Genomic DNA, 4648 nt, shown 5'->3' with positions numbered 1-4648 from the left:
GTACGCGGCGACCCGGGCCGGGCAACCGTTACCCCGGCACAGTTGGCCAACAATGACCAACTTCAGTTGTAACGGTGACCCGCCGACGTGACCCCGCGCGGGTGCGACGGCCAGACCGTACCCGCGACAAGCACCCCCGGGTGAGTTCGGCAGACGGTCAGTCGCTGATCGAGCCGCTATCCTACGATGCGCACGTCCGCGATACCTCGCGATTGGAGCCTTGCCATGCCGCATCGTTGCCGCACGAACCGCGTGATCGGCGGACGCCGTCGGGCGGGCGCAGCCGTTGCCGGCATCGGTCCGGCTTTGGGTGCCCTGCTGGCCGCGGTGATGGTCCCGACGGCCGCCGCGCCCGCTGCCCGCGCCGACATCGCCGACCTCGTCGACGTGCTCCTCGGTCCCGCGCTGGCCGCCGGCAATCCGGGTGTCGACGCCGCGTCGGCAACGGATGTGGCCGCGGCTGTCGACCCTTCGGCTGCGACTGATCCGAGCGCCGCCGCTGCCGGCTTCAACGTGGGCCTGGGCGACACCGGCATCCTGAATGTGGGCAGCGGCGATCACGGCGGCGACAACCTCGGCAGCGGCGACACCGGCATCCTGAATGTGGGCAGCGGCGATCACGGCGGCGACAACCTCGGCGGCGGCGACACCGGCAACGGCAACCTCGGCAGCGGCAACACCGGCGGTGACAACCTCGGCAACGGCAACACCGGCAACGCGAACGTCGGAAGCGGCAACACCGGCGGCGACAACCTCGGCAACGGCAACACCGGCAACGGCAACGTCGGCAATGGCAACACTGGCAACGGCAACGTCGGCAACGGCAACACCGGCAACGCGAACGTCGGCAACGGCAACCTTGGCAGCGGCAACATCGGCTCCGGAAATTCTGGTAGCGACGATATCGGCTTCGGGAACACCGGTAATCATGACATCGGTATCGGCTGCACGGGCAACGATCAACTCGGCTTCTGCGCCTTGAATTCGGGCTCCGGCGACCTCGGATTCGGGAACTCGGGCTCGGGTGACATCGGCTTCTTCAACTCGGGCAACAGAGACATCGGCGCGGGGAGCTCGGGCACCGGAGTCGGTCCTTTGAGCGTGGAATTCGGCGACTCGGGCAACCTGGACTCCGGCTATGGAGAGTCGGGCTACCTCGACACGGGCATCGGGAACTCGGGCTACCTCAACACCGGCGTCGGAAACTCGGGCGGCCCCAGTTCGGGGACCGCACCGGGCGATATTCCGGGCGGTCTCAACACGGGCTGGTTCAACTCGGGTGCGCATGACACGGGCGTCGGAAACTCCGGCGGTGTCGCCACGGTGATCGAACCCTCGGGTGCTACCGCCACGGTGGTCGGCGACACGGGGTGGTTCAACTCCGGCAGCGGCAACACCGGGTTCTTCAACTCGGGCGACGTAAACTTCGGCAACTTCAATTCCGGCAACACCAACACATTCGGCTTCAACTCCGGCGACGTCAACACCGGCTTCTTCAACTCGGGCAACACCAACACAGGCCTGCTCAACTCGGGCAACCTCAACACGGCGATCGGCAGCTCGACGACCCCGACCGGAGTCGTCAACTCAGGCTGGGACAACACCGGCACCGGTCTTTCCGGCTACGCGAACAACGGCACCGATGACTCTGGTTTCGATGAGGACTACCAGGAGCAGTTCGTCACCGGGTCCTCGGGCCTGGAAAACGAGGGCAGCTACGACTCAGGCATCGTCAACAAGGGCGACTATGACTCGGGCATCAGGAACACGGACACCGACCCACTGGCGGCCCCGTCCCCAGCTACAACTCCGGCATTGGAAACGCAGGCGAGGATCTCTCGGGTCGGTTGAACGCCGGCGGCGACGTCTCGGGCTTCGTGAACTACGGCGAGCAGACGTCGGGGTACATCGACGCGGACGGTCGATCATCTGGTTGGCTGCACTGACAGCCACGGCGTGCCGCGCTAACCGCCCAGGCAGCCCGGGCCCAGCAGCGCCTTGAGGTCGCCCATCAACGCCGGCGACGGCGTCACCCGCAGCGACGCGTCCAGTTCCAGCGTGGTGATTCGGTCCCCGCTGACCAGCCGCAGGTGCACCTGCGAGGTGCCGGGGTGGCGAGCGAGCACCTGCTTGAGCGCGCTGACCTTGTCGACGGTGCACTGACGGGTGGGCAGGCTCACCGCCAGCGGCCGATCGGCCTGTGCGCTGGAAAAGTCCGGCACCACAAGGTCGTGGGCGATCAAGCACACCCGGTCGTCGGAGGCCTTCACCCGCGCGGTGAGCAGCACGACCGCGTCGTCGACGATGTCGGCCCCGTGGGTGGAATACGTCTGCGGGAAGAACATCACCTCGATGCCGCCGGTGAGGTCTTCCAGTTGCGCTGAGGCCCAGGGCATCCCGTTCTTGTTCACCCGCCGGTTGACCGCCGCCAGGATGCCGCCCACCTTGACCGGGGTGTCGTTGGGGATGTCGCCGTCGAGGATCGCCGGGATCGCGGTGTCGACTTGGGCCGCCAGCAGATGCGCCACCCCGTTGAGCGGATGCCCGGACACGTACAAGCCGAGCATCTCGCGCTCCAACGCCAGCTTGTGCTTGTGGTCCCACTCGTCCTCGGGAACCTTGATGGTGAACACCACGTCGCCGCCGCCGTCGCCGGAGCTACCGAACAGGTCGAACTGGCCCATCGCCTCGGCTTTTTTGGTGCCCAGCACCGAGTCGACGGCGTCGGTGTGCACCAGGAACAATCCCTTGCGTGCATGCCCCAGCGAGTCGAACGCCCCGGCCTTGACCAGCGACTCGGTGACCTTCTTGTTGCACGCAGCGATGTCGACCTTGTTCAGGTAGTCGGAGAAGTCGGTGAACTTGCCCTTCGCGGTGCGGGTGTTGATCAGCGACGCGACGACGTTGGCGCCGACGTTGCGTACCGCACCCAGCCCGTAGCGGATGTCGGTGCCGACCGAGGCGAAGTTCAGCCCGGATTCGTTGACATCCGGCGGCAGCACGGTGATGCCCAGCTTGCGGCAGTCGGCGAGATACACGGCGGCCTTGTCCTTGTCGTCACCGACGGAGGTCAAAAGCCCCGCCATGTACTCGGCCGGATAGTTGGCCTTCAGGTAGGCCGTCCAGTACGACAGCATGCCGTACCCCGCGGCGTGGGACTTGTTGAAGGCGTAGTCGGCGAACGGAAGGACGGTGTCCCACAGCGCCTTGATGGCGCCGGCCGAGAATCCGTTGGATTGCATTCCCGCCGAGAAGCTTTCGTACTCGGCGGTCAGCACGTCGGCTTTCTTCTTCCCCATCGCCTTGCGCAGGATGTCGGCTTGGGCCAGCGAGTAGCCGGCCACCTTCTGCGCGATCCGCATGATCTGCTCCTGGTAGACGATCAGGCCGTAGGTCTCGGCGAGGATCTCTGCCAGCGGCTCGGCCAGCTCGGGGTGGATCGGCGTGACGGCCTGCCGGCCGTTCTTGCGGTCGGCGTAGTCGTTGTGCGCGTTCTGTCCCATCGGCCCGGGCCGGTACAGCGCGATCACCGCGACGACGTCCTCGAACTCGGTGGGCTGCATGCGCCGCAGCAGGTCCCGCATCGGCCCGCCGTCAAGCTGGAACACACCGAGGGTGTCGCCGCGGCCCAGCAACGCATACGTCGCCGGATCGTCCAGCGGCACCGACTCCAGGTCGACGGCGATTCCCCTGTTGGCCTTGATGTTGTCGAGCGCGTCGCCGATGATCGTCAGGTTGCGCAGACCCAGGAAGTCCATCTTGAGCAGGCCGATCGCCTCGCACGCCGGGTAGTCCCAGCCGGTGATGATCGCGCCGTCCTGCGGCCGCTTCCACAGCGGGATCACCTCGGTCAACGGCTCGCTGCTCATGATCACCGCGCAGGCGTGCACGCCGGCGTTGCGCACCAAACCCTCCAGGCCGCGAGCGGTCTGGTAGATGGTCCGCACGTCGGGATCGGAGTCGATCAGGCCGCGGACTTCGGCGGCCTCCTTGTAGCGTTCGTGGGTGGGGTCGGTGATGCCGGCCAGCGGGATGTCCTTGGCCATGACGGCCGGCGGCAGCGCCTTGGTGATCCTGTCGGCGATCGCGAAGCCCGGCTGCCCGTAGTGGATCCGCGCCGAATCCTTCAGCGCCGCTTTGGTTTTGATGGTGCCGAAGGTGATGACCTGGGCGACGCGGTCCTGGCCCCACTTCTCGGCGGCGTAGCGCACCATCTCACCGCGGCGGCGGTCGTCGAAGTCGATGTCGATGTCGGGCATCGACGTGCGCTCGGGGTTGAGGAACCGCTCGAAGAGCAGCCCGTGCGGGATCGGGTCGATGTCGGTGATGCCCAGCGCGTAGGAGACCAGCGAACCGGCCGCCGAGCCGCGGCCCGGCCCGACCCGGATGTCGACCGAGCGGGCGTGGTTGATCAGGTCCGCGACGATCAGGAAGTACGACGGAAAACCCTTGTCGCAGATGACCTCGATCTCATAGGCCGCGCGCTGCGCGTATCCGTCAGGCAGCCCTTGGGAGTCACAGTGCCCTTGGGAGTCACAGTGCCTTTGGGAGTCACAGTGAAAGCGTCGCCGCAGCCCGGCATCCACCTCGTGGCGCAGCCACGACGCCTGGTCGTGGCCGTCGGGCACCGGGAACACCGGCATCCGGT

Annotated in this window: 2 protein-coding genes; one reads left to right on the top strand and one right to left on the bottom strand. The window is 66.7% G+C overall.

Going from position 1 to position 4648, the window contains the following annotated elements:
- The first annotated feature begins 450 nt into the window (after positions 1-450).
- Positions 451-1851, top strand: coding sequence for a hypothetical protein (locus ABDW21_RS11240; RefSeq protein ID WP_343710457.1), 1401 nt, complete (start codon positions 451-453; stop codon positions 1849-1851).
- Positions 1852-1964: 113 nt separating this feature from the next.
- Here the strand turns inward: ABDW21_RS11240 and dnaE are convergent.
- Positions 1965-4648 (bottom strand): DNA polymerase III subunit alpha (gene dnaE, locus ABDW21_RS11235; protein WP_343601348.1); only part of this gene is annotated, 2684 nt, incomplete at its 5' end.

It is taken from the genome of Mycobacterium sp., from assembly GCF_039583805.1.
Classification (GTDB): domain Bacteria; phylum Actinomycetota; class Actinomycetes; order Mycobacteriales; family Mycobacteriaceae; genus Mycobacterium.
The sequence above is the reverse complement of the archived record's forward strand: the minus strand, read 5'-3'. Positions and strand labels throughout refer to the sequence as shown.